Below are 24,866 nucleotides of genomic sequence, written 5' to 3'. Positions count from 1 at the left end.
CGACGACGCTCACCAGGGCAAGGGCTGCCCCTGCCAGTCCAGAAAGCCGCCGTTGTCGGCCGGCGTCAGCCCGCGCAGAACCGCACACAGGTTCTGCGCGGCCTGTTCGGGGGTGTGCACGGTCAGCCCCGTCTTCGCAAACGAGGCCGACAGACCGGTGTCCACCGTGCCCGGGTGAAGCGCCACGCACACCGCCTGCGGCCGGCCGCGCGCCAGTTCGACCGAAGCCGTGCGCACCAGCTGGTTCAACGCCGCTTTCGATGCGCGGTAGCTGTACCACCCACCCAGCCGGTTGCCCCCGATGCTGCCGACCTTGGCCGACAGGGTGGCGAACACACTGCCGCCCTCGCGCGGCAGCAGCGGCAGGAAGTGCTTCATCAGCAGTGCCGGGCCGATGGCGTTGATGGCAAAGGCATGCGCCATGTGGCGCGCGTCCAGCTGCCGCCACGATTTCTCGGGCTGCATGCCCTCGCCATGCAGAAAACCGGTCGCATCCACCACCAGCCGCAGCGGACGCCCGCGCGCCACGGACGCGGCCTGCACGTGGGCCGCCGTCGCAGCAATGCGGGCCTCGTCCAGCAGGTCGAGCGCGGGCTCGCCCCGGCGGCTCAGGCCGATGACGGCCGCCTCGCCCCACTCGGCGTTCAGGCGATCGAGCAAGGCCGCGCCGATGCCACCGGTGGCCCCGACGACCACGGCGAGCCCCTCACCCCAGGACAGCGTGCTCACGAGGCGGCCTCACCCCGCGCAGCGGCCCGGGCCGGCGCAGGCAGCGGCACCCCTTCGGCGCGCGCGACGGTGGCCAGCGCGTCCTCCATCAGCGCCCGCGCCTGGCCCGCCACCCGGAACAGATAGGCGTGCAGCGTCACGTCGGCCGGCTGGCGGCTCTCGCAATCGGCGCTGTAGGTTTCGAACTGTCCCAGCAGCGTGATGAGCTGGGCCAGGTGCTGCGGGCATTCACATGCCACACGGGGCATGGCCTGGGTCAGTGTGTACAGGGCATCGGCATCGAAGCGGGGCGGCGGTGCGAGTTGCGCCAGCGTCGGGGTGGCGTCGGCCAGGCTCTGCCAGCTGCGCAACTCGTCATGCAGCAGGGAGGCCCACTCATCCGGCGTCAAGGGCGCGCGCCGCAGCACGGCGGAGCGCACCCGCAGCGATTCCAGCACCTGCGTGGAGGCAAAGCCGTACACCACGATCTGGTGCCGGGCCCCCACCACCCGCGCCAGTCGCCACAGCCGCTGGGCCGTGTCCATGTGCAGCGCACCGACCTCCACCAGCACCGCATCGGCCTGCACGCCGCGCGCGGTCAGTTCGGTGTCGGCGCCATCGCCCAGGTGCGCCACGATGTGGGCGCCGGCCACGCCCTGCAGGGCGTGCACGTGCCGCGGCGTGAAGCCGCTGCCCAGCAGCAGCACCCGCATGGCGTCCGGCCGGCTGTCCGGCGCAGAGGGCGGCGCCGAGAGCGTGGCCGCCACACCCGCCACTTCATCGACCATGGCCTGCAGCCGGGCGGTGTCCAGGCGGGCCAGCATGCCGATGCCGTTGCCCTGATCCACCAGTTGCTTGATCAACACCAAACGGCGCACGTCCTGGCTTGAATACAGTCGATGGCCGGAAGGTGCCTGGCTCGGGCCCACGACGCGGTATCTGCGCTCCCACACGCGCAGGGTCGCCACCGGGATGTTGACCATCCGGGCGGCGGCACTGCTGCGGTAGCGGGGCACGGCGGCATCGTCCTGCCAATGGAGGTCTTCGTTCATGGAGATGTCCTTTGGTGCGCTTCAGATGACCTCATTTTGACAACATGGACCGGCTTTGAACCACTCAAGAAGCGGCATAAGCTTGTTCATGTGGCCACAAGACCGATGCAAAACGAGGTCACACCCATTCCAAACCCCCACACCGGAGTCACATCCATGACCAGCCGTCGTCAATTCATGTTCACCGTCGTGCCCGCCGTCGCCGCCTTGTCGGCCGTCAGCACCGCCGTCCGCGCCGCCGACCGCGTCGACGAAAAAGACCCCGCCGCCGTGGGCCTCGGCTACAAGCACGACGCCACCAAGGTCGACGCCAAGAAGTACGCGAACTACAAGGCCGGTGCCGTGTGCGGCAACTGCCAGTTCTACCAGGGCAAGCCGTCCGACGCCTGGGCGGGCTGCCCGCTGCTGGCTGGCAAGCAGGTCAACGGCAAGGGATGGTGCTCGGGCTACGTGAAGAAGGCCTGACGGTCAGAACACCGCGCGGGCCTGCCAGCCCGACGCGGTTTGCACACGGGGCCGTGTCTTCTGCAACGGGGGCACGGCCCTCGTCGTTGCGGGCTCAGGCGCGCCGCGCCACGTGGCGCTGCAGCCAGTCCGGCACGTCTTCGGCCGGCATGGGTCGGGCCACCAGATAGCCCTGCAGTTCGTCGCAACCCAGGCGCTGCAGGTGCTCCCGCGTGGCCTCGGTTTCGACCCCTTCGGCCGTGGTCCGCAGGCCCAGGCTCGCCGCCAGCTGGATGATGGCGCGCACGATGGCGTCGTCATCCGGGTCGCTCACCACATCGCTGACGAAGCTGCGGTCGATCTTCAGGCGGTCCACCGGGAAGCGTTTCAGGTAGGACAGGCTGGAATAGCCGGTGCCGAAGTCGTCGATCGCCAGTTTGACCCCCATGGCATGCAGCGACAGCAGGCGCGTGCGCACCAGCTGCGGGTCGTCCACCAGCAGGGACTCGGTCAGCTCCAGCTCCAGGCGCTCGGCGGGCAGGCCGGCCTCTGTGAGCGCCGCGCCCAGCACCGCTTCCAGGTCGCCGCGCTTGAACTGCACCGCCGACAGGTTCACGGCCATCACCACGGGCGGCAGCCCCATGCGCTCCCAGGCCGCTGCCTGGCGGCACGCCTCGTGGATCACCCAGCTGCCGATGGGCACGATCAGGCCGCTTTCCTCGGCCACGGGCACAAAGCGCGCGGGCGACACCAGCCCCCACTGCGGGTGCATCCAGCGCAGCAGGGCCTCGAAGCCCACCACCTCGCCAGACGCCAGATCGACCTGGGGCTGGTAGTGCAGGAGGAACTCGCCAGCGTCGAGCGCCTTGCGCAGCCCCTGCCGGATGGTGAGCCGTTCAAGCGACTCGCGGTTCATGTTCTCGTCGAAGAAGCGATGTCCGTTGCGGCCTTCTTCCTTGGCGCGGTACATGGCGGTGTCGGCGCATTGCAGCAGCGCATCGAAGTCCTGCCCGTCGCTGGGCCAGACGGCCACCCCTGCCGACGCCGAAGTGGTCAGCGACACACCGTCCAGATCGATCGGGGCGCTCAAGGCCTCCAGCAGCTTGCTCACGATGGGGCCCACGGCCTCGACATCGGGCAGCCCCTTGAGAATCAGCAGGAACTCGTCCCCCCCCTGACGGCAGACGGTGTCCGACTCCCGGACGTTCTCGACCAGCGAGCGGGCCACAGCCTGCAGCAGCGCGTCACCGCGGGCGTGGCCGAGCGAATCGTTGATCGTCTTGAAGTTGTCGAGGTCGAGGAAGACCAGCGCCACGACGGTGTGATGGCGGCGCGCATCGGCAATCGCCTGGACCAGCCGGTCACGGGCCAGCGCGCGGTTAGGCAGCTGCGTGAGCACATCGTGGTAGGCCAGGAACTCGACACGCCGCTCGGCCTCCCGGCGCTCCTGCACCTCAACGCTCAGGCGCTGATAGGGATCACGCACCGAGGTGACGAAGATCGCGCGGAAGATGTAGGCGTACGCCCCGATCTTGTACAGATGCCCCAGCAGACTGAAGACGCTGTTCACGTTGGCGTACAGCGTGAAGCAGAGTTCGGACAGGATGGTGATGAGGCACGCCGTGCACAGGTCTGCGTTGCTGTACGAGCCGCCGCGGGCGCCGCCATGCCGGTAGAAGCCCCAGGCCGCGATGCCGGACACCACGATGAGCCCGTATTCGGCGACCACCTTGAACGGCGTCAGCCCCTGTCCGTCGATGAACGTGCGTGGCCACCAGTGCGCGCGGTCGAGGTTGACCCAGTACACCAGCGCGCTGCCGCCGAACGCGGCCAGCAGCATCGCCCTTCGCCGCCAGGCCGAGGTGATCGGTGGACGCTCGCGCAGCGCCGCAGCCAGCAGGGTGAACGCCGCTACGTAGCGCGCCACCAGCCAGAAGTGGATGGCCTTCTCCGGATCGGCCGGGGTGACGAACACCGGCATGCCCTTGTAGGACATCGTGTGCCCCAGGTCGATCAGGCCCACGGCCAGGAAACCGCAGCCGATGAGCACGACGTTGCCCGGCTGGCCCGGGCTTTGCGCAAACCACGCCACCGCGAACACCAGCAGCGCCACGGCGATGGCGCCGAACTCGGTCAGCGTGTGAAGCGAGACCGGGAACAGCGTGTCCCGGTGATGCAGCATGACGCCGATCGGCCAGAGCCACACGATCAGCAGGATGCTGACCAGCGCAATGAGCAGGTGATACGGAAGCGCGTGCGAGCGTTCACGTGGCTGGCTGCTGCCCGCCTCGTTCACGTTCGCCGCGGCGGTGCCAACAGCCGAACGGGTCACGAAAGGACGCCCTGCGCCGGAGGGCAAGCGCAGGGCGGAGAGTTGTTTTGTCGCTGACTGTAACTGAAGCGACAGTTCCCCGGTTGGGGGAATGTGCGCATTCGTTGCCGGTTCTCAAAGCCGGCTCACATCAGCGGATGCGCTCAGGCAGCGGCGGTCAGCGGCGTGATGCCCGCAATCGCCCAGTCGCGGCTCTCGTCCAGCGGACGGACGAGGTGCCACAGCTCGTCGAACGGCTCGGCACCCGACTGCACCTCCTCACGAACCAGGCCGTGGAAGCGGACGCTGACCACCAGCTGCCCGTCGTCGCGGGCGGTGTCCACCACCTCGGCGTTCAGCTGCATGACGTCGGTCTGCTGCGGGGTCTGGCCGCGTTCCTGCAGATCCAGACGCAGGGAGGCAAACAGCTCGGGCGTCGTGAACTTGCGCAGGTCTTCGACATTGCCGGCATCGTTGGCGGCCTGCATGCGGATGAAGATCATCTTGGCGACACGCTCGAACCCGTCGACGTCGAAGCCGGCCGGCAGGGCCGACAGCGAAGCGGCGGAAGCGGCCGGTGCCGCCGCCGCACCACCCGTTGCACCAAAGCTGCCCGGCAGCGGTGCCTCGGCCTGACGGAACAGCGGCTGCGTGGTGGCACCGGTCTCGGCAGCGCGGGCACTGCCCGGGGCGTCACGGTACGGCGCGCCGGCACCTGCCAGCTGTGCACCGCGGGCCGCACCCGCCTTGTTGGCGCTGAAACGGCGCATCAGCCAGCCAATGACCACCATGGCCACGACAGCCAGCAGCGCCATCATCATGAAGTTGGCCAGCTCTTCACCGAAGCCGAGATGGCTGGCGAGCGCAGCCAGGCCCAGACCCGCGGCCAGACCGGCGATCGGGCCCATCCACGAGCGGCGTCCAGCCTGACCGGCTGCCTGCTGGGCCGCACCCGGCTGGGGTGCCACGGCGTTCTGCTGCTGCGCGGGCTTGCCGGCCTGATCGGGCGTGGCCGTCGGCTGCTTGGCCGGCATCTGGCGCTGCATGCCCGCGGGGCGCCCGCCGCCCAGGCGTTTGGCATCGGCGTCCATCGGCATGCCCACCATGCCGATGCCGGCCACGGCGACCAGGGCGGCGGTCAGGCCCTGGCGCAAGGTTTTCGTCCAGCTCATGTTGTGCTCCTCATTCGTTACAACGTCCCGGCCGCGCAGGGGCAGGCCGACCTCGTGATTGTCTCCAGATCGGCCGCCATGATGACGGCAGGGCCAGCCCGTGTGAGGCTGCCGACACAGGGCTTTACACGGCTTTGCATTTTCGGGCAGGGCGAGGGTCGATCCGCCGCCCGATGACACCCTGCCGGCCCTCGCTTCAGGAGGGGATGCCGTCCTCTCCGCTGGCACGAAACCCCCGGACCGGCGACAATCCCGGGTTGCCTTCGATGCCCGCCCCCGGCGTCCGCCCATGTCTGCCCTGCCCCCTGCCGCCCACACCGACCACGACAGCGACGAACTGGTCGCGCCCGCCACGAAGGACTTCGTGCCGCCGGCGCTGCCCGTTGCCAAGCCACTGTCGAGCTACAAGCCCTTCTGGGCGAAGCGCTTCGGCACGGCGCCTTTCCTGCCGATGAGCCGCGCCGAGATGGACGCGCTCGGCTGGGACAGCTGCGACATCATCATTGTCACCGGCGACGCCTATGTGGACCACCCGAGCTTCGGCATGGCCGTGATCGGCCGCATGCTCGAGAACCAGGGCTTCCGCGTGGGCATCATCGCCCAGCCCGACTGGCACAGTGCAGACCCGTTCAAGGCGCTCGGCAAGCCCAACCTGTTCTGGGGCGTGACGGCGGGCAACATGGATTCCATGATCAACCGGTACACCGCCGACCGGAAGATCCGCAGCGACGACGCCTACACCCCCGGCGGCGTGGGTGGCGCGCGGCCCGACCGCTGCTCGGCCGTGTACGCCCAGCGCTGCCGCGAAGCCTTCAAGGACGTGCCCATCATCATGGGCGGCATCGAGGCCTCGCTGCGCCGCATCGCGCACTACGACTACTGGCAGGACAAGGTACGCCGCTCCATCCTGATGGACGCCAAGGCCGACCTGCTGCTGTACGGCAACGCCGAGCGCGCCATCGTCGAGATCGCGCACCGCCTGGCCGCGCGCGAGCCCATCGAGCAGATCACCGACGTGCGCGGCACCGCCTTCCTGCGCCGCCGCAACGACCCGACCATCGAGGGCTGGTTCGAGCTCGACAGCACCGAGGTCGATCGCCCCGGCCGCATCGACCAGCACATCAACCCCTACATGGGCATGGCCCAGCAGGCGGCCGAACAGGGCCAGACCTGCGCGCTGGAAGACGCCGGCGCCTTCGACCCGGTCAAGGGCTCGGCCTCGCCTGCGCAGGCCGACCTGGCGGGCGGCGCCAAGCCGATCAAGCTCGTGCCCAACCCGGCGCTGGCCCGCCGCGACGCCGACACGGCACCCGCACCCGCACGCTCCGGCAAGATCGTGATGCCGCCGCGCGACCGCACCGTGATCCGCCTGCCGTCGTACGAGCAGCTCAAGGACGACCCGGTGCTGTACGCCCACGCCAACCGCGTGCTGCACCTCGAGACCAACCCCGGCAACGCCCGTGCGCTGGTGCAGCGCCACGGCGAAGGCCCGGGCGCGCAGGACGTGTGGATCACCCCGCCCCCGATCCCGCTGACCACGCCCGAAATGGACCTGGTCTTCGACCTGCCCTACGCCCGCGCGCCGCACCCGAAGTACGGCGACGCCGTCATCCCCGCGTGGGACATGATCCGCTTCAGCGTGAACATCATGCGCGGGTGCTTTGGCGGCTGCACCTTCTGCTCCATCACCGAGCACGAAGGCCGCATCATCCAGAGCCGCTCGGAAGACTCGGTTATCCGCGAGATCGAGCTCATCCGCGACAAGGTCAAGGGCTTCACCGGCGTCATCAGCGACCTGGGCGGCCCCACGGCCAACATGTACCGCATCGGCTGCAAGTCCAGGGTGATCGAGGCGGCCTGCCGCAAGCCCTCGTGCGTCTACCCGGACATCTGCCCCAACCTCAACACCGACCACAGCCTGCTGATCCGGATGTACCGGCGCGCCCGCGCGCTGCCCGGCATCAAGAAGATCCTGATCGGCTCGGGGCTGCGCTACGACCTGGCCGTGCGCTCGCCCGAGTACATCAAGGAGCTGGTGACCCACCACGTGGGCGGCTACCTGAAGATCGCGCCGGAGCACACCGAGCAGGGCCCGCTCAGCAAGATGATGAAGCCCGGCATGGGCGCCTACGACCGCTTCAAGCAGCTGTTCGAGCAGTACAGCGCCGAGGCGGGGAAGAAGCAGTTCCTCATCCCCTACTTCATCGCCGCCCACCCGGGCACCACCGATGAAGACATGATGAACCTGGCGATCTGGCTCAAGCGCAACGGCTTCAAGGCCGACCAGGTACAGACCTTCTACCCCAGCCCCATGGCGACGGCCACGGCCATGTACCACTCGGGCCTGAACACGCTCAAGGGCATCAGCCGCGACCCGCGCAAGGGCGAGCGCGTCGACATCGTCAAGGGCGAGAAGCGCCGCCGCCTGCACAAGGCCTTCCTGCGCTACCACGACCCGAACAACTGGCCGCTGCTGCGCGAGGCGCTCAAGGCCATGGGCCGCGCCGACCTGATCGGCAACGGGCAGCACCACCTGATCCCGACCTACCAGCCCAGCACCGACGGCGGCTACGAAAGCGCGCGCCGCAAGAACTCGACCAAGGCCGGCACCAAGACCTCGGTGGTGACCGTGGGCCGCGTGGCGCGCGATGGCAGCGAGGGCCAGCCCGGCAGGCCGCGCAAGGGCCAGGTGCTGACACAGCACACCGGGCTGCCGCCGCGGGCGGGCACGGGCCCGCGCAGCGCCCCCCAGCAGACGGAACGCGATCCGCGGGGCATCACGCCGACGCGCAGCGGCGCCCGCACCGGCGGCGCTGGCAAGCCGTTCAGCAAGCCGGGCCGCGGCGGCAAACCGGGACGCTGACCGGGGCAGCGGCACCGGCGCAACCTCGGGCCGGTGGCGTCAGCCGCCTCCGCGCGCGGTGAGCCACCACCAGCCCCAGGCGATGACCAGGTTCAGGGCCAGCGCGGCCCCCACGCCCACGCCGAAGCGCATGCCACCGGACACCACGGCCACGATGGTGCGCGTCACCGAGTTCACGCTGATCGCCACGAGCACGCCCATCAGCAGCAGGCTGTCGGGCAATCCTCCCGAGCCCGCCACGGCCATCAGACTGGCAATGGGCGCATGCGCATCCGCCATGGCGGCGATCGCCGTCACCAGCATCAGCCCGGTGGCGCCGTGGTCTCTCGCCAGCGTCACCAGCACGGCCGCGCCCACGAGCAAGGCCGCCACGATCAGGGCTTCACGCAGGCGCAGCACGTCGCGGGCCGCCACCTGCTCGGCCCGCGCCGTGGCCCCCGAACCCGCCCGGTCTCGCTGCCAGGCCACCGCGCCAAACACGAGCGGGCTGGCGGCGCCCACGGCCACCAGCGCCCCCACCGTCGACACCAGCTGCGGCGACACGACCGAGGCCAGCACCAGCAACTGCAGCCAGGTGGCCGCCGTCGACAGAATCGCCGCGCTCCAGGCCAGCCGCAGGGGCGCCCGGTCGCTGCGCGCCAGCGCCCCCATGGCCGACACCGTCGCGGTGCTCGACACAAAGCCGCCCAGCAGGCCGGACAAGGGCAGCCCCGCCCGCGCGCCCAGCAACCGCTGCGCCAGGTGTCCGCCCGCCTGCATCAAGAGAATGACCACGACCAGCAGCAGCACGCGCTGCGGCGACATCTGGCCCAGCCACGGCAGCGGCTCGGTGGGCAGCAGCGGCACCAGCACGAGCGCCAGCCCTGACAGCAGCAGCCCATCGTGCAGCTCCGACTCGCTGAGCCACTGCGTGGCGAACCGGTGCAGCCACTGACGCGCTGCCAGCAGCCCCGCCAGGATGACGCCGCACGCCGCCGCCAACGCCGGATGCGTCAGGGCCAGCATGCCGATCAGCGCCGTGGCGACCAGCGCCAGCTCGGTCGTGAGCCCCGGGTCTTCGACTGGCCCACGCGCATAGGACAGCCCCGCCAGCCCCACCACGCCCGCCAGCGCCACCGCGGCCAGCAAGGGCGACACCATCTGCGCCACGGCCCCCACCAGCGCCACCACCGTGAACGTGCGCAACCCGGCCGCGCTGCGTCCCGGGCCATCGCCCTTGCGCCGCTCGCGCTCCACGCCCACCAGCAGCCCGACGCCGAGCGCCACCAGCAATCCCGTCTCGCTGTCCGTCAACCAAGCCCGGCTGTCCATGGCCCTCCCGAATCCCGTTCAGATCAGAAAAGATCCAGTATCGCCGCACAGCATCGCGCGTGCCCGGCGCTTGGGCTGCGCTGCCTTAAACTCCTTGCTTTCAGAGCGACCGCCTTCCATGTCCGCCGCCCCTCCCGGAACCGCCCCCGTCCTGTTCGATTTCAAGAGCGCCGCCCTGTCGCTGGAGGCCTTCCTGCTCCGCACAGGCAATCTGCAGGCCCTCGAGCAGGCCCTCGACGCGCGTTTCGGCCCGACGCCGGATCTGTTCAACGGTGAGCCGGTCGTCATCGACCTGACCCACCTGGCCAGCCTGGATGTCGCCATCGACTTCCCGGCGCTGATCGCGCTGCTGCAGCGCTTCAGACTCAAGCCCGTGGCGGTGCGTGGCGGCACCGTGGCCCAGACCGCCTCCGCCCGCGAAGCCGGCCTGGCCGAAGCCCCTGACAGCCCGCACCCGACCCGCGCCGAGACCATCGTCAAGGAAGTGGTCAAGGAAGTGATCCGTGAGGTGCAGGTGCCCGTCGAGGTGCCCGTGGCCGGCAACACCCTCATCATCGACAAGCCGCTGCGCTCCGGCCAGCAGGTCTACGCCAAGGGCGGCGATCTGGTGGTCATGGCGGCCGTCAACAACGGTGCCGAGGTCATTGCCGACGGCTCCATCCACATCTACGCCCCCCTGCGCGGCAAGGCCATTGCCGGCGCCAAGGGCAACACCCAGGCGCGCATCTTCTGCACCAGCCTGGAGCCGGAACTGATCTCGATCGCCGGCACCTACCGCACCACCGAAAACCCGCTGCCCGACAACGTGCGGGGCAAGCCTGCCCAGGTGCGCCTGGACGGCGAGCGGCTGGTGTTCGAACCGATTTCCATCTGAACAGACTCGACATTCTCGAAAGGACCGCCTTCCATGGCCAAGATCATCGTGGTGACCTCCGGCAAAGGGGGCGTGGGCAAGACGACGACCAGCGCCAGCTTTGCTTCCGGGCTGGCCCTGCGCGGCCACAAGACCGCCGTCATCGACTTCGACGTCGGCCTGCGCAACCTCGACCTCATCATGGGCTGCGAACGCCGCGTGGTGTATGACCTGATCAACGTGATCCACGGCGAGGCCAACCTCACGCAGGCGCTGATCAAGGACAAGCAGTGCGAGAACCTCTACGTGCTGGCCGCCTCGCAGACACGCGACAAGGACGCCCTCACGCAGGACGGCGTCGAGCGCGTGCTCAAGGAACTCGGCGAAATGGGCTTCGAGTACGTCGTGTGCGATTCGCCCGCCGGCATCGAGACGGGCGCGCTGCTTGCCATGCACTTTGCCGACGAGGCGCTGGTGGTGACCAACCCCGAGGTGTCGTCGGTGCGTGACTCGGACCGCATCCTGGGCATGCTCAACAGCAAGACCAAGCGTGCGATCGAGGGCGGCGAGCCCATCAAGGAACACCTGCTGATCACCCGCTACAACCCCAACCGCGTCGAAGGCGGCCAGATGCTGTCGCTCGACGACGTGCACGAGATCCTGCGCGTCAAGCTGATCGGCGTGATCCCGGAGTCGGACGCCGTGCTGAACGCCTCGAACCAGGGCATCCCGGCCATCCACCTGCAGGGCACCGATGTGTCCGAGGCTTACAAGGACGTGATCGCCCGCTTCCTGGGCGAAGACAAGCCGATGCGCTTCATCGAGGCCGAGAAGCCGGGCTTCTTCAAACGCCTTTTCGGAGGAAAGTAAGCCATGGGATTCCTCTCCTTCTTCCTCGGGGAAAAGAAGCAGACGGCCACCGTTGCCAAGGAGCGCCTGCAACTGATCCTGGCGCACGAGCGCAACGGCCGCAGCCACAGCCCGAGCTACCTGCCTGATCTGCAGAAGGAACTGGTGGCCGTGATCTCGAAGTACGTGGCCATCAACCCGGACGACATCAAGGTGGCCATGGAGCGCCAGGGCGACCTGGAAGTGCTCGAGGTCAAGATCGAGCTGCCCGAAGCCCGCAGCTGACACGGAATCGCGCCGGTCGGGGCGCTTGTGCAGTGCACAATAGTGCATCACACAGCAAGGGTGCCCCGATCATGCGCTTCGTTGTCTTCAACCAGAAAGGTGGCGTCGGCAAGTCGACGATCACCTGCAACCTGGCGGCCATCAGCGCCGCCCAGGGTCTGCGGACCCTGGTGGTCGACCTCGACCCTCAGGGCAATTCGACCCATTACCTGCTGGGCGACGTCCATGATGACGCCGAGCGCAGCGCTGCGGGTTTTTTCGACCAGACGCTGCGGTTCACCACCCGCCCGAAAACCGCCGATGAATTCGCGGTCGACACACCCTGGGACGGGCTGCGCCTGATGCCCTCGCATCCTCAACTGGACGAGTTGCACACCAAGCTCGAATCGCGCTACAAGATCTACAAATTGCGCGAGGCCCTGGCCGACCTGGCCGACACCTACGATCGCATCTACATCGACACCCCGCCTGCGCTCAATTTCTACACGCGCTCGGCCCTGATTGCGGCCCAAGGCTGCCTGATTCCCTTCGACTGCGACGATTTCTCACGGCGCGCGCTCTACAACCTGCTGGACAACGTGCAGGAAATCCAGGCCGACCACAACGCCGACCTGAAAGTCAGCGGCATCGTGGTCAATCAGTTTCAACCCCGGGCCACCCTGCCGCAGAAACTGGTGCAGGAACTGATTGACGAGGGCCTGCCGGTGTTGCGGCCCTACCTGAGCGCCTCGGTGAAGGTCAAGGAATCCCACCAGCAGGCCCGACCCATGATCCACCTGGACGCGCGGCACAAATTGACCCAGGAATTGCAGGCCTTGCACGACAGCCTGTCCGCATAAACAAGGGGTGCACCACCCCTTTGTTGGTATGTGACCAACGAGTTTCGCAAATTCACATCCGGGGGGTAGCGCCAAAGCGTGATTTCCATCATGCTTTGTGAGGTACCGAGATTGCACAATGCGAAAACAGCGTCTCGCAGGGGCCACGGTCGTGCCCCGGTGAACGCGCTGATCCTGGCCCGTCCCTTCGTGACGGCTCGAGTCTGCAGTTCAAGGCTTCACCATGGCAGCATCTTCGCCCCTTGCACCCCCGCACGACCGCCCGTACAGCGTGCCGCCGCAATGCACCGAGCGCCTGCCGTTCCGGGTGCGACTGGCGCGCGAAGAGGGCGACCTGGCCCGCATTGCGGCGCTGCGGGCGGCCACCTATGGCAAGCACGTGCCGAGCATGGTGCCGGCCATCTCGGCCCCTGAGCCCGAGGATCGCCGCCCGGACACGCTGCTGCTGATGGCGGAATCCCGGGCCAGCGGCGAATTGCTCGGTGCCGCCCGCATGATCCACAACGGGTTCCAGCCGCTGAAAATCGAACAGGATTTCGACCTCGGCACCCGGTTTCAGCGCCGATTTGTGGCGGAAGCCGGGCGGCTCACCGTGGTGGGTCGTCCTGAATCGAGAATGGCCGCGCTGGCCCTGGTCAAGGCGATGTATGAGATATGCGCCCACAGCCATGTCGACGATGCCGTGATCACGGCACGCACCCCGATGGACCGGGTTTACCTCGCGATGCGTTTCGACGACCTGCTTCACGGGAATAAGAAACCCTTTCCGCCTGTCGGTCATCTTCCGCATGGGGTGTATCTCATGCCGATTCAGGAGGCAGACGCCCGGTGGCGGGAAAGCCAGTGCCCGATGTATTCCTTCATGGCGCTGACCTTGCACCCGGATATCGAGATCGACTATCACCTGGTGGACCAGCGCTTTCAGCATCCCGGGCGCCGCGCATACCGGCCGGCACCCGGCGTTGTGGCGGAAGCGGCGCGTGCACCGCAATTTAACGCGGCGTGACACACTGCGCTTGGCAGAATGACGACCTGGTGTTTTCGTGAATCATTCTTCGCTTGGCGGGTAAGCGTCCCATGGGTGTTGTTGCAGTCGTGAACAGGCTGACGCGGTTGTTGGGCAACCGCGGCTTTGCCAGTCGAAGTCTGGAAAACGAGTTCCAGGCCACTTACCGCTCGTACGGGGTCCGCTTTCTCTTTCTGTCGACCTCGCTGACCGCGCTCTGCTACGTGGGGTTTCTGGTTTTCGACGCGGTGGTCGCACAGCGCAGCTGGACCAGCCCGGTGCAGCTCGCCCGCGTGACCCAGATCACGCTGATGACACTCGTCGCACTGGCCACGCTGCGCTTCAAGGAGGCCTTGCGTCGCCATTACGCCCCGGCCTGTTCCGCGCTGATCGTGGCGGGCACGCTGATGGGCGCGCAGGTGAACCTCCAGGGGCACACGAGCGCCGAGCCGATCACGCTGTACTGGGCGCTCACCACCACGGCGGTGCTGGGCACGCTGATGCTGTACGGGTTCGCGCGCCTGGGTCTCTTGAACACCCTGGCGCTGGGCCTGTTCATGGGCTGGACCTCGCTGTACTCGGCGGCGGTGCATGGCCCGGATGACCTGCGGGCGCTGCACCGCATGTGCACGCACATTCTGGCGGCCAATGCGCTGGGCTTGTGCCTGTACCGCTTCTCGCTGGGCCGCGAGCGCAAGCTGTTCCTGCAGTCGCGGCGCAAGAACCACATGGCCGAGTTGCGGCGCATGAAGGAGCAGGCCGAGGCGGCCAGTCGCGCCAAGACCGCCTTTCTGGCCAACATGAGCCACGAGATCCGCACGCCCATGAACGGGGTGATCGGCGCGCTCAGCATGCTCAACGAGCAGAACCTGCCCGAGCGCGACCGGCTGTTCGTCAAGTCCGCCCGCGACTCGGCGCGCCACCTGCTGCACCTGCTCGATGAGATCCTCGACTTCGCCAAGCTCAACGCGCAGAAGGTCAGGCTGTCGCCGTTGCCCTTCGACCCGCGGGATACCGTCGTGGCGGCCTGCGAAGCCTTCCGGGCCACCGCCGAGCAGAAGGGCATTGCGCTGCGCGGCGACGCCAGCGGCGTGCCAGCCGAGGTCTGTCAACTGACGGCCGACGAAGGCAAGCTCCGCCAGGTGCTGCTCAATCTGGTGAGCAATGCCGTGAAGTTCACGCAGCATGGCGAAGTGGTGGTGAGCCTGGCCGTGAAGCCGGAAGACGCCCACACGGCGACGCTGGTCATCGACGTGTCGGACACCGGCGTGGGCATCCCGGAAAACGCCATCGACCAGCTGTGCCAGCCCTTCTTCCAGGTGGAGTCGGGCAGCAACCGCAGCCATGGCGGCACGGGGCTGGGCCTGGCCATCTGCAAGCAGATCGTCGAGGAGATGGGCGGCTCGATCTCGGTGCGCAGCGTACAGGGCGTGGGCACCACCTTCGAGATCCGCATCGACCTGCCCTACAGCAGCGAGCCCCTGCCCACGGCGAGCCCCGCCCGCTCACCCGGCCCGCAGCCAGCCGAGGCCATGCCGGCCCCGGAAGACCTGCGCCTTCAGGGGCATGTGCTGCTGGTCGAGGACAACGAGGTGAACGCCTTCATCGCCAGCATGACGCTCGAGAGCCTGGGTGTGACCTGCCGCCAGGCCCGCAACGGCGAAGTGGCCGTGGCACTGTTCCGTGAGGAGGCCTTCGACGTGGTGCTGATGGACTGCGAGATGCCGGTGATGGACGGCTACGAGGCCGCCCGCCAGATGCGGGCCCTGGAGGCCGACGACACCGCCCGCCCCCGCACGCCCATCGTGGCCCTGACGGCGCACGCGCTCAGCGGTGACCGCGAGGTGTGCCTGTCCCGCGGGATGGACGACTACCTCACCAAGCCCTTCGATCGGCACACGCTGGCCCTGGCGCTCTCGCGCTGGCTGTCAGCCGGCTCGATGGCGCAGGCCTGACGCCTCAGCGGCCCAGCAGGCGGCGCACCAGCGTGTAGCCGGCCACGGTCAGCGCGCCCGCCACCACCCCGGCCAGCGCCTCGGTCAGCAGCGGGCCGACCGCACCGGCGACGGCCGCCAGCGCACCGGGCAGGCCGGCGGCGGCGTGCGCCACCGCGTGCAGCACATCGTGCCCACCCGGCAGGCCGTGCAGCAGGATGCCGCCCCCCACCGTGAACATGGCGGCCGTGCCGGCCACCGACAGCAGCCGCATGAGCTTGGGCGCGGCGGCCAGCAGCGTGCCGCCCAGTGCACGGCGCCACGGCGAACGCACCGCACCGGAGGGGGTTGCGGCAGCCAGCCACTGCCCCACGTCGTCCATCTTCACGATGGCCGCCACCAGCCCGTAGACGCCGACGGTCACCACGACGGACACGCCCACCAGCACGGCGACCTGCTGGCTGAAGGGGGCCGCAGCCACGGTGCCCAGCGCAATGGCCACGATCTCGGCCGACAGGATGAAGTCGGTGCGGACCGCCCCCTTGATCTTGTCGCGCTCGAAGGCCACCAGGTCGACGTGCTCGTCGCCCACGGCCCGCACGCGAGCCTCGTGTTCGGAGGCCAGATCGTCCTTGTCGTGCAGCCACGCATGGGCGATCTTCTCGAAGCCTTCGAAGCACAGGAACGCCCCGCCCACCATGAGCAAGGGCGCAATGGCCTGCGGCGCGAACGCGCTGATGGCCAGCGCGGCCGGCACCAGGATGACCTTGTTGCGGGCGGATCCGACGGCCACCGCCCAGACCACCGGCAGTTCGCGTTCTGCCCGGATGCCGGCCACCTGCTGGGCATTGAGGGCCAGGTCATCGCCCAGCACGCCGGCTGTCTTCTTGGTGGCGACCTTCGTCATGAGGGCGACATCGTCCAGCAGCGCGGCGATGTCGTCGATCAGAAGCAGCAGGCTGGATCCCGCCATGGTGTGTTCCTCCCTTGTGCGGCGTCGGGTGACGCCAGATCGGAGGATCTTAGCGGGCGCTGCGGGGCGTCAGAGCCCGTCGAGTTGCACGCGCAGGTCTTCTTCCCAGGCCAGGACGTCGTCCGCCCCCAGCTGCAGCCAGGCCAGGGCGGTGGCGCCGTGCTGGTGCCAGTCGACATCCGGATCCAGCCCTTCGTGACGGCGCATCAGGTACTCCGCCACCAGGCCCAGTGCGATCAGCGTGCTGACTTCGGACTGGGCCGAGCGCTCGGCCAGCGTGTCGAGGTCATGGTGCAGGCGGATGGCGGCCACCACCGCGGGCGACAGGCGCCACACGCGCGCCGTCAAGGCGCCCACGACAGCATGGTCGGTGCGATGGTTTGCGTTCTCGGTGGCCACATAGGAGCGGTCGATGCGCGCGCGCGCCTCCACCATGGTGCTCAGGTAGCCGCGCACGCTCTGCGCCATCACCACCATGCCCACGTGGCAGAACAGGCCGTAGGTGTAGGCCACGTCGGCCGACATGCCGGGCAGATGGCCCGCCATGAAGGACATGGCCGTGGCCCGCTTGGTGGCACGTTCCCAGAAGCGCTGCAGATGCGGGCTGTTGGGCACCTTGATGGCGCCCTGCATCAGAAAGCCCGTCATCACGCGGGCCGTGTGCTCGAGGCCCAGACGGTTCATCGCCTGCCCGATGGTCTGCGCGGGCTGGCCGGCGGCATACAGCGGGCTGTTGGCGCTGCGGATCAGCGTGGCCGACATCGCGACATCGCTGGCTGCAATGCGGGCCACTTCATTGAGATCGGGCTCGGCCTGCAGCATGGCCTGCTGCAGGCGCGTCAGCAACTCCGGGCACGGCGGAATGACGATCTGCTGCAGGGGACCACTGCGTCGGGCTGCGTCAATCTCGGCAAGAACGGGGTCGGCGGTGTCAGGCAGGACGGCAGCACGCATGGGGCGGTCAAGGTTTAGGCGGATGACGGTTTATCGGCCCGCCGACCTGAGACTTGAGGCGGCCGGATGGCCGATGTCGGGTGCGTACACTACGCGACCGTTGACATGCCGCCCTGACCGAGATAGCGCACCATGACTCTCCTGCTTGCCCCGATGGAAGGCCTGCTGGATTTCGCCTTGCGAGATGTGCTGACCCGCGCGGGCGGCATCGACCGCTGCGTGTCGGAGTTCATCCGCGTGACGGGCACGCTGCTGCCCGAGCGGGCCTTCCGGCGCGTGGTGCCCGAACTGGATCACGGCTGTCGCACGCCGTCGGGCGTGCCGGTGCGCCCGCAGCTGATGGGCTCGGACGCGGCCTGCCTGGCCGAGAACGCGGCGCGGCTGGCTGCCATGGGCGCCGAAGGCATCGACCTGAACTTCGGCTGCCCGGCGCGGGTGGTGAACCGCCATGGCGGAGGGGCGGCCCTGCTGAAGGAACCCGAGTTGCTGCACGCGATCGTGGCGGCCGTGCGCCGGGCGGTGCCGGCCGAGGTGCCCGTGTCGGCCAAGATGCGCCTGGGTTTTGACGACGACGCGCAGGCGGAAGACTGCGCGCGCGCGCTGGCCGCGGCCGGTGCCAGCGAGCTGGTGGTCCACGCCCGCACGCGCGCCGACGGCTACCGCCCGCCGGCCTACTGGCACCGCGTGGCCGATGTGCGGGCCGCCGTGTCCATCCCCGTGGTGGCCAACGGTGAGATCTGGCGCGTGGCCGACGCCCGACGCTGCCGCGCGGAGTCGGGCGGCCATGCGCTCATGCTGGGCCGTGGCATCGTGGCCAACCCCGGTCTGGCGCTCGCCATCCTGGGTGACGAGGAGGGGCAACTGCCCTGGGCCACGCTGCACGATCTGCTCACGGTGTTCTGGGGTCTGATCGTGGCCCACATCGAGCCCCGCGCCCGGGCCGGGCGGCTCAAGCAATGGCTCAACTACCTGCGCCGCACGCACCCGGAAGCCGAAGAGGCCTACCAGCGCGTGCGGGCCATCGCAGATTCACGCGAGGTGGCGCGGCTGCTGGGCCTGCCGGTGGCGCCCGACGGCCCGCCCCTGCGGCGCGCGGCCTGAAGCTCAACCGCCCAGGAAATCGCGCTTGCCCAGCGCCACGCCACCGTGGCGCAGCAGGTTGTAGGTGGTCACCACGTGGAAGTGGAAGTTGGGCAGCACCCAGCTGGTCAGGTAGGTCTGACCGTCGAAGCGCACCTCGCGGTCGCGCAAGGGGATCACGATTTCGCGCTCTTCGGTGCCGTCGATCTGTTCCGGCTCGAAGGTGTTGAGGTAGTCGATGGTGCGGCGCACGCGGTCCTGCAGCTCGGCAAAGGTCGTCTCGGCATCGGGGTAGACGGGGATGTGCTGACCCGACAGGCGGGCTGCGGCGCCCTTGACCATGTCGGTGGCGATCTGCACCTGCTTGGTCAGCGGGAACATGTCCGGGAAGAGGCGCGACTGCAGAAAGGCCTGCGGGTCGATGCCGCGGTCTTCACAGTGCTGGGCGGCCTTGCCCAGAATGGCGGACAGCGCCTCCAGGGTGCGGGTGACCGGCGGGACGAGGGCGGTGTACATGCTCAGGCTCATGATGGGGTCGAGGGTCCGTTCAGGTAGAGGACTGCATTAAATCGCACCCGGCCCGATCGTGCAGGGCGCCGCGCATCGGACAATGCGGGTCTTTGATCCCACGCAGACAGGGTCGGCGCCGACCGACCGGAAAGACCAGACAAGATGGCCATCCAATGGTTCCCCGGTCACATGAACGTGACCAAGAAAGCCATCGCCGAACGCATCAAGGACATCGATGTCGTCATCGAGCTGCTGGACGCCCGCCTGCCGGGCTCCAGCGCCAACCCGATGCTGGAAGCCCTCACCGGACAGCGCCCCAAGCTCAAGGTCCTCAACAAGCAGGACCTGGCCGATGCGGCGCGCACCGAAGCCTGGCTGGCGTGGTACCGCGCCCAGACGGACACCGGCGCCATCGGCCTCGATGCCTCGGACACCGCGCCCGCACAGCGCCTGATCAAGGCCTGCCGCGAACTCGTGCCCCAGCGCGGCGGCATGGCCAAGCCCGTGCGCGTGCTGATCTGCGGCGTGCCCAACGTGGGGAAGTCGACGCTGATGAACACCCTGGTGGGACGCAAGGCCGCCAAGACGGGTGACGAAGCCGGCGTGACGCGCATGGAGCAACGCATTAACCTCGCCAGCGACTTCTACCTGTTCGACACGCCCGGCATGCTGTGGCCCAAGATCCTGGTCGAAAAGAGCGGCTATCACCTGGCCGCCAGCGGTGCCGTGGGCCGCAACGCCTACGACGAGGTGGAGACCGCACTCGAGCTGATCAGCAGCCTGAAAGCGCCCTATGCCGCGCTGCTGGCCGAACGCTACAAGCTCGACGACGTGGCCGCCATCCCCACGCAGCATGATGACGTGCTGCTGACCGAGGTGGCGCGCAAGCGGGGTGCGGTGATGTCGGGCGGCAAGGTCAACCTGCAGAAGGCGGCGGAAATCGTGCTGAACGACTTCCGCAGTGGCGCCATCGGCCGCATCACACTGGAAACCCCGGAGGCCTTCACGCAGTGGCTGGCCGATGCGAAGGCGGCCGAGGCCGAGCGCCTGCGTCAGAAGCAGGCGATGAAGAAGGCCGGCCGCCACACCCCGCGCCAGGACCCGCGCGGCGTCTGAGGCCCACGCGCACGCCATGAGCGAGACACCGAACGAGCCGATCTTTGCGCCGCGGGGCCTGGTGCCCACGGACGAGCAGCACGCCATCCAGCTGGCGCGCAAACGACACCTGATCATCGAAGCCAACGCCGGCGCGGCCAAGACCACGACGCTGGCCCTGCGCCTGGCCCAGGCCCTGCTGCGCGGGGCGGATCCGGACCGCGTGCTCGCCCTCACCTACACCGACACCGCGGTACAGGCCCTGCGCGACGCGCTGGCCCGCATCGGCCTGCCCGCCGACACACGCCGCCGCCTGCGCGTGATGACCTTCGATGCCTTCTGCACCGAGCGCATGCAGGCGATCGAGGGCTGCACGGTGCCTTTTCACGCCGAGCCGGAGGCGCTGCGCGCGCCCGTGCTGCGTGCCATCGACCGCGTGCTGCGCAACGTCGACGAGCGTTACCCCGACGAGTTCGCCATCCAGGGCGATGGCGCTGCCAGCGTGGAAGGCCTGCTGGCCGCCTTCCTGCACCTGAAGGGCACGATGCAGCTGATGGTCGAGGCCGCCGACCGCTCGCTCACGCCCACGCTGGCCGCCGAGATCGGGCACGACTACGCCACGCTCAAGATCTTCCAGGCCTACGAGCACATCCGCCGCGGCGGCCACCCCGATCACCACGCCTTCCGCAGTGAGCACGACGCCACCTACGACCTGGCGCGTCTGCTGCTCGACGAAGACGCCTGGCTGGGCGACCCGCACCCGCTCGACCTCGGCCTGCACCTCGTGCTGGTCGACGAGATGCACGACACCAACCGCGCCATGTTCACCGTGTTGCGCAAACTGATGGCGCGCAACCGGGCGGCCTTCGTGGGGGTGGGCGACCGCGATCAGGTGATCCACGCCGTGGCCGGGGCCGATGCCCGCTTCATGGGCGACCTGTTCGACCGCGAGGTGGCAGAGGCCACACGCTATCCGCTCAGCACCACCTGGCGCTTCGGGTCGACACTGGCTCAGGCCGTGAGCGGGTTGGCACGCCACAAGCCCTATGCCGCGCAGACCGTGCGCGACACCGAGGTGGAGGTGATTGCCACCGTGGGTCCGGCCGACCGCAACTGGCACCTCACCCGCCTCGTCAACGAGCGCGTGGGCCTCGATCCGGGTACCCCTGCATCGGCCATCGCCATCCTGCTGCGCCAGCCACATCAGTCCGTCGAGCTGGAGAACCACCTGCTCGACCGCGGCATCGACTACCGCACCACGGGGTTCGACACCTACCTGATGCGGCCCGAAGTGCTCTTCGTGCGCGGTCTGTTCGCGTGCTCGCGCGGGCACTTCGGCGACATCGAACGCACCGAGACCCGACTGGCCGTGCTGCAGGCGCTGCTGCGCTTCGCCGGCTCGCACGTCGACACCGGCGAGGCGCAGGCCGGCGAGCCGCCCGAAGAGGCCGAGCGGGCGCGCCTGACGGCCCAGGCACTCAAGCAGGTGTGCCAGCAACCGACGCTGGCCGGCGCCTTCCTCGAGAACCAGGTGTTGCGCAACGCCGCACCCGCCGTGCGACAGCGACTGGAAGATGCGCTCGACGTGCTGCACAATGAGGACACCGAGGTGCTGCTGCGCCGCTTCGTGCGGGTGCTGCAACCCGCGGCCCTGGCCGCGCGCGTGATGGTGCGCCGTCAGGACATTGCCCAGGTGGCGGCCAACATCGAAGGCCTGATCCAGTCGGTTGCCACCTTCGACCACCTCACCGCCTTCTTCCGCGCGATGATCGAGCGCGAACGCCGCCAGCAGGCCATGAAGCCACAGCACTGCATCCTGCTGTCGAGCATCGAGGCCGCCAAAGGTCTGGAGTTCGAACACGTCATCCTGCCCGGCCTCAACAAGGGAGAGTTCGCCCTCGGCGGCGACACCACCGACAACCGCAACCTGCTCTACGTCGCGATGACGCGCGCCCGACGGCGCCTGACCATCCTGTGCGACCGCACACGACCGAGCGCCTACCTCCAGGACGCGGGCCTGCTCTGAAGCGGGCCACGCGCCACACCACATCAAAGAGAAAGAAGCGACCACATGGCTTCCTCCCCCGACCACATCAGCATGGCGTTGTTCTGCGACTTCGAGAACGTTGCCCTCGGCGTGCGCGACGCCAATTACGAGAAGTTCGACATCAAGAAGGTGCTCGAGCGCCTGCTGCTCAAGGGCAGCATCGTCGTCAAGAAGGCCTATTGCGACTGGGAACGCTACAAGGGCTTCAAGGCCGCCATGCACGAAGCCAACTTCGAGCTGATCGAGATCCCGCACGTGCGCCAGTCCGGCAAGAACTCGGCCGACATCCGCCTGGTGGTGGATGCGCTCGACCTCTGCTACACCAAGAGCCACGTCAACACCTTCGTCATCATCTCGGGCGATTCGGACTTCTCGCCGCTGGTCTCCAAGCTGCGCGAGAACGCCAAGTACGTGATCGGCGTGGGGGTGAAGCAGTCGACCTCGGACCTGCTGATCGCGAACTGCGACGAATTCATCTTCTACGACGACCTGGTGCGCGACGCACAGCGCCAGCGCAAGGACAACCGCGACCAGCCGCAGCCCCGCCGCTCGCCGGAAGAGGAAGCCCGCCGCAAGGCCGAGCTGGACGCGCGCCGCACCAAGGCGGTCGAGATGGCCGTCGAGACCTTCGACGCGCTGGTGACCGACCGCGACGAGGGCGGCAAGATCTGGGCGTCGGTGCTGAAAGAGGCCATCAAGCGCCGCAACCCCGGCTTCAACGAGAACTACTATGGCTTCCGCACCTTCGGCAACCTGCTGGAAGAAGCGAAGTCGCGCGGGCTGCTGGAGTTCGGGCGCGACGAGAAGTCGAGCGCTTATGTGTTCCGCAGTGCCGGCAATGGCAGCCTGGCCAGCGAGATGCGGGCGCCGCAGGGCGACACCATCGCGGCTTCGCAGGCCGAGCGCAGCTTCGCGGCCGATGAAGACCGCGGCGACCTGGAGCCCGCACACGAAGGCGCCTCGGCGGCGCCGGCCGTGCCGGAGGGCGACGCCGAACAGAACGGTGCCGGCGAATCGCGCAACGAGGAACGCCGTCGCAGCCGGGGTGGCCGAGGCCGTGGCAACCGCAATGGCGGCCGTGCCGAACGTGACGACCGCCAGCGGGCCCCGCGCGAGGCCCGCGCCGATGCCCCTGTGGCCGAGCGTCCGGAGATGACCGACGCCCCCATCGTCATGCCCCCCGCTGCCCCGGTCGTGCAGCCCGAGCCGGCCGCCAGCGAGGCAGCCCCCGCACCGGCTGCCCGCAAGAGCCGCAGCACCAAGCCCCGCAGCGAAAGCGCATCCCGCAAGGCCAAGCCCGCCGCGCCGAGCGCCGCCGAATCGACGCCGACGCCCGATGTCGCCCCGGCCCAACCGGAGGCCGCCGCCCCCCCACCGGCCGCCAAGCGCGCGCGTCGGCCGGCCGCACGCAAGCAGGCGGCGAGGAAGACCTCGCCAGGCGGCGCACCAGACGACGCCAGCTGACCTGCCGTCGATGGAGCGGCTGGCCGACACTGGTGGAAGAGGGTTCGGCCGCCGCCGAATCGCTGCGCGAGCAGTCGGCGCGGCTGGCCGGGATCGTGGCCAGTCTCAGTCTGGACGGACCGCGCCGCTGACCAGGGCCGCCAGCGCCCGGCCACTGCGCCAGGCGCCTTCCACCTTGCCAGAGCCCAGCCAGTCGCCGCACACGCCCAGACCGAGCGCGGGCTGCCAGACAGCCTCCTCGCCCAGCGGCGGGGCGGTGTCGGCATAGCGCCAGCGGTGCGCCGCCCAGGTGGCCGGCCGCGGTGCACCGAGGGCCTCGAACGCCGTCAGCATGGCCTCGGCAGCCTGCTCGGGCGTGGCCTCGATGTGGGCCTCGCTCCACTCGGCTTCGGCGTGCAGCAGCCAGGTCTCGCCCGGCCCGGCAGGCCGGCCCGGCTTGCTGCTGTCGCGCGCCACCCAGCGCAACGGCCCTTCGTTGACGAAGGCCGCATCGAACGGCAAGCTCAGCGGGGCGTCGTAGCGCAGCATCAGCGCCCAGCTGCCGCGCATGCGGGCGCCTGCGGCCAGGGCGGCCAAGTCGGGCGCCGGCCCCTGCAGGAGCGGCACGGCCTGGGGTGACGGCACGGCCAGCAGCACGGCATCGAACACCGTGTCCAGCATGCCGTGCTCGGCCGTCAGCAGCTGCCAGCCTGCGGGCTGGCGCACCAGTGCCGTCACGGTCGTCTGCAGCTGCACATCCAGGCCCTGCGCGATGAATCCGGCAGGCGACGTCATGCGCGGTGTGCCGACAAAACGCTCGGTCGGCTCGCCCGCTTCGGCAGCGGGGCGGGCGCCGAACACCGACAACCTGGGCTGCCACAGCGCGGCCACGCCGGCCTCAACCCAGCGGTTCACCTCGGCGCGGAAGGCAGGATCGCGCGCGGTGAAGTACTGCGCACCATGGTCACACTGCCAGGTGTCGCCCCGGCGCGTGCTCATGCGGCCCGAGGGCCCCCGGCTCTTGTCGAACACGACGACGGCGGCACCACTGGCCTGAACCGCTTCCGCACAGGCCAGACCGGAAAGGCCGGCCCCCACCACGGCCACGCGGCGGGCTTGAGTCTCGATGGCATTCAT

General features: G+C 68.9%; 21 protein-coding genes. 12 read left to right on the top strand and 9 right to left on the bottom strand.

The window, feature by feature from the left end; genetic code table 11:
* Nucleotides 1-9: 9 nt before the first annotated feature.
* Complete coding sequence (locus tag DEH84_RS04230; RefSeq protein WP_245932681.1) at nucleotides 10-729, bottom strand: SDR family NAD(P)-dependent oxidoreductase; 720 nt, start codon at nucleotides 727-729, stop codon at nucleotides 10-12.
* Nucleotides 726-1,760 carry a MerR family transcriptional regulator gene (locus DEH84_RS04225; RefSeq protein ID WP_109035058.1) on the bottom strand — a complete coding sequence of 345 codons (1,035 nt, stop codon included), beginning with the start codon at nucleotides 1,758-1,760 and terminating at the stop codon, nucleotides 726-728. The genes DEH84_RS04230 and DEH84_RS04225 overlap by 4 nt, the downstream gene beginning before the upstream one ends.
* Nucleotides 1,761-1,916: 156 nt before the next feature.
* Here DEH84_RS04225 and DEH84_RS04220 point away from each other — a divergent pair, with 156 nt between their 5' ends.
* Complete coding sequence (locus DEH84_RS04220; RefSeq protein WP_109035056.1) at nucleotides 1,917-2,225, top strand: high-potential iron-sulfur protein; 309 nt, start codon at nucleotides 1,917-1,919, stop codon at nucleotides 2,223-2,225.
* 94 nt (nucleotides 2,226-2,319) lie between these two features.
* Here DEH84_RS04220 and DEH84_RS04215 read toward each other — a convergent pair whose 3' ends face one another.
* Together DEH84_RS04215 and DEH84_RS04210 are read right to left on the bottom strand one after the other, a co-directional pair.
* A complete protein-coding gene (locus tag DEH84_RS04215; RefSeq protein ID WP_159098853.1) occupies nucleotides 2,320-4,536 on the bottom strand; it encodes a bifunctional diguanylate cyclase/phosphodiesterase in 2,217 nt (738 codons plus the stop codon).
* 143 nt (nucleotides 4,537-4,679) lie between these two features.
* Nucleotides 4,680-5,687, bottom strand: a complete 1,008-nt coding sequence (locus DEH84_RS04210; RefSeq protein WP_109035052.1) for a Tim44 domain-containing protein — start codon at nucleotides 5,685-5,687, stop codon at nucleotides 4,680-4,682.
* 337 nt (nucleotides 5,688-6,024) lie between these two features.
* Here DEH84_RS04210 and DEH84_RS04205 point away from each other — a divergent pair, with 337 nt between their 5' ends.
* Complete coding sequence (locus DEH84_RS04205) at nucleotides 6,025-8,550, top strand: YgiQ family radical SAM protein (RefSeq protein ID WP_425429004.1); 2,526 nt, start codon at nucleotides 6,025-6,027, stop codon at nucleotides 8,548-8,550.
* A 39-nt stretch (nucleotides 8,551-8,589) separates the two neighbouring features.
* Here DEH84_RS04205 and DEH84_RS04200 read toward each other — a convergent pair whose 3' ends face one another.
* Nucleotides 8,590-9,861 carry an MgtC/SapB family protein gene (locus DEH84_RS04200; protein ID WP_109035048.1) on the bottom strand — a complete coding sequence of 424 codons (1,272 nt, stop codon included), beginning with the start codon at nucleotides 9,859-9,861 and terminating at the stop codon, nucleotides 8,590-8,592.
* 118 nt (nucleotides 9,862-9,979) lie between these two features.
* On the opposite strand from DEH84_RS04200, the gene minC reads away from it, so the two are divergent.
* The 6 genes from minC (at nucleotide 9,980) to DEH84_RS04170 (ending at nucleotide 15,648) form a co-directional block, all read left to right on the top strand.
* Nucleotides 9,980-10,735 (top strand): septum site-determining protein MinC, encoded by a 756-nt coding sequence (gene minC, locus DEH84_RS04195; protein WP_109035046.1) that lies wholly within the window; start codon nucleotides 9,980-9,982, stop codon nucleotides 10,733-10,735.
* Nucleotides 10,736-10,768: 33 nt separating this feature from the next.
* Nucleotides 10,769-11,584 (top strand): septum site-determining protein MinD, encoded by an 816-nt coding sequence (gene minD / locus DEH84_RS04190; RefSeq protein WP_109035044.1) that lies wholly within the window; start codon nucleotides 10,769-10,771, stop codon nucleotides 11,582-11,584.
* 3 nt (nucleotides 11,585-11,587) lie between these two features.
* Nucleotides 11,588-11,848 (top strand): cell division topological specificity factor MinE, encoded by a 261-nt coding sequence (gene minE, locus DEH84_RS04185; protein ID WP_109035042.1) that lies wholly within the window; start codon nucleotides 11,588-11,590, stop codon nucleotides 11,846-11,848.
* Nucleotides 11,849-11,919: 71 nt separating this feature from the next.
* Nucleotides 11,920-12,687 carry a ParA family protein gene (locus DEH84_RS04180; RefSeq protein ID WP_109035040.1) on the top strand — a complete coding sequence of 256 codons (768 nt, stop codon included), beginning with the start codon at nucleotides 11,920-11,922 and terminating at the stop codon, nucleotides 12,685-12,687.
* Nucleotides 12,688-12,910: 223 nt separating this feature from the next.
* Entirely contained in the window at nucleotides 12,911-13,693 is a 783-nt protein-coding gene (locus tag DEH84_RS04175) for an N-acyl amino acid synthase FeeM domain-containing protein (RefSeq protein ID WP_109035039.1), read from the top strand.
* Between the two features lie 71 nt (nucleotides 13,694-13,764).
* Nucleotides 13,765-15,648: an ATP-binding protein gene (locus tag DEH84_RS04170; protein ID WP_109035037.1), complete on the top strand. Its 1,884-nt coding sequence runs from the start codon at nucleotides 13,765-13,767 to the stop codon at nucleotides 15,646-15,648.
* Between the two features lie 4 nt (nucleotides 15,649-15,652).
* Here the strand turns inward: DEH84_RS04170 and DEH84_RS04165 are convergent, their stop codons facing one another.
* Both DEH84_RS04165 and DEH84_RS04160 read right to left on the bottom strand, forming a co-directional pair.
* Nucleotides 15,653-16,600 (bottom strand): DUF808 domain-containing protein, encoded by a 948-nt coding sequence (locus tag DEH84_RS04165; RefSeq protein WP_109035035.1) that lies wholly within the window; start codon nucleotides 16,598-16,600, stop codon nucleotides 15,653-15,655.
* A gap of 69 nt (nucleotides 16,601-16,669) precedes the next feature.
* On the bottom strand, nucleotides 16,670-17,554 hold the full coding sequence (locus tag DEH84_RS04160) for an HDOD domain-containing protein (RefSeq protein WP_109035033.1): 885 nt from the start codon (nucleotides 17,552-17,554) through the stop codon (nucleotides 16,670-16,672).
* A gap of 132 nt (nucleotides 17,555-17,686) precedes the next feature.
* On the opposite strand from DEH84_RS04160, the gene DEH84_RS04155 reads away from it, so the two are divergent.
* Nucleotides 17,687-18,655 carry a tRNA dihydrouridine synthase gene (locus DEH84_RS04155; RefSeq protein WP_109035031.1) on the top strand — a complete coding sequence of 323 codons (969 nt, stop codon included), beginning with the start codon at nucleotides 17,687-17,689 and terminating at the stop codon, nucleotides 18,653-18,655.
* A 3-nt stretch (nucleotides 18,656-18,658) separates the two neighbouring features.
* Here DEH84_RS04155 and DEH84_RS04150 read toward each other — a convergent pair whose 3' ends face one another.
* Entirely contained in the window at nucleotides 18,659-19,162 is a 504-nt protein-coding gene (locus DEH84_RS04150) for a DUF1993 domain-containing protein (RefSeq protein ID WP_109035029.1), read from the bottom strand.
* Between the two features lie 144 nt (nucleotides 19,163-19,306).
* Here DEH84_RS04150 and ylqF point away from each other — a divergent pair, with 144 nt between their 5' ends.
* The 3 genes from ylqF to DEH84_RS04135 are packed head-to-tail and all read left to right on the top strand — an operon-like array spanning nucleotide 19,307 to nucleotide 23,750.
* On the top strand, nucleotides 19,307-20,260 hold the full coding sequence (ylqF, locus tag DEH84_RS04145; protein ID WP_109035027.1) for a ribosome biogenesis GTPase YlqF: 954 nt from the start codon (nucleotides 19,307-19,309) through the stop codon (nucleotides 20,258-20,260).
* Nucleotides 20,261-20,276: 16 nt separating this feature from the next.
* Nucleotides 20,277-22,265, top strand: coding sequence for a UvrD-helicase domain-containing protein (locus DEH84_RS04140; protein ID WP_109035025.1), 1,989 nt, complete (start codon nucleotides 20,277-20,279; stop codon nucleotides 22,263-22,265).
* Nucleotides 22,266-22,310: 45 nt separating this feature from the next.
* The gene (locus DEH84_RS04135; protein ID WP_109035023.1) at nucleotides 22,311-23,750 is read left to right on the top strand and encodes an NYN domain-containing protein; all 1,440 of its coding nucleotides are present in this window, start codon (nucleotides 22,311-22,313) and stop codon (nucleotides 23,748-23,750) included.
* A gap of 105 nt (nucleotides 23,751-23,855) precedes the next feature.
* On the opposite strand, the gene DEH84_RS04130 is transcribed toward DEH84_RS04135, so the two are convergent.
* Nucleotides 23,856-24,866 (bottom strand): NAD(P)/FAD-dependent oxidoreductase, encoded by a 1,011-nt coding sequence (locus DEH84_RS04130; RefSeq protein WP_342755628.1) that lies wholly within the window; start codon nucleotides 24,864-24,866, stop codon nucleotides 23,856-23,858.

Source organism: Aquabacterium olei (assembly GCF_003100395.1).
In the GTDB taxonomy this organism is placed as follows: domain Bacteria; phylum Pseudomonadota; class Gammaproteobacteria; order Burkholderiales; family Burkholderiaceae_C; genus Aquabacterium; species Aquabacterium olei.
This window is presented reverse-complemented; position numbering and strand designations above follow the sequence as displayed.